The sequence below is a fragment of the Hansschlegelia beijingensis genome, assembly GCF_045505405.1.
Lineage (GTDB): Bacteria > Pseudomonadota > Alphaproteobacteria > Rhizobiales > Methylopilaceae > Methylopila > Methylopila beijingensis_A.
The window spans coordinates 1-592 of the sequence record NZ_JBJKEX010000703.1 but is presented as its reverse complement, the minus strand read 5'-3'; the positions used below and the strand labels follow the sequence as shown (position 1 = coordinate 592).

At 74.5% G+C, this 592-nt stretch carries 1 pseudogene; it reads left to right on the top strand.

From position 1 onward, the window contains the following. Positions 1–170: 170 nt before the first annotated feature. Positions 171–592: pseudogene (locus tag ACIKT0_RS19710) on the top strand (AraC family transcriptional regulator); the annotation flags it as partial.

Below are 592 nucleotides of genomic sequence, written 5' to 3'. Positions count from 1 at the left end.
GGGGCCGCGAGGCCGCGCAGCAGCGCCGGCGCAGCCAGGGCGGCTGTCGCGCAGGCGACCGCGCCTCTTCGGGTCAGGATGGTCTTCTGGCTGAACATCGTTAGGCTCCCCCCTGGCTGCCGGCCCCTGCCGGCCAGGGCCCGAGGTTAGGAACCCCGGAGGAACGGCGCTTGTACGGACCTGCTGCGACAGGGGACGCGCCGCTCGCCCCGCTCTGGCGGCTCGACGCCGGCCGGACGCTGTTCATCGGCTCGCTCGACCACAACGCCTTCCACCAGCACGGCGCGCCCGTCTTCCTGTCGAGCCTCGGAGGCCCGTTCGGGCTGCGCCTCGAGGGCGGCCCCTGGCGGGCCTGCGAGGCGGCGATGATCCCGGCCGGCCGCCTGCACGAGCTTCATCTCGGCGGCGACCCGCTCGCGGTGTTCTATGTTGAGCCGGACGTCGCTGGCGCGGGGGAGCTCGCGCCGCTGCTCAGCGACGCCGAGGAGGTCGACGGCGCGCTGGTCGGCCGCTCGTCGGTCATCCCGCTCATGCGCCAGCTCTACGAGGACCGGGCGAGCCTCGCCTGGGCCGACGACGCCCTCGACGACCT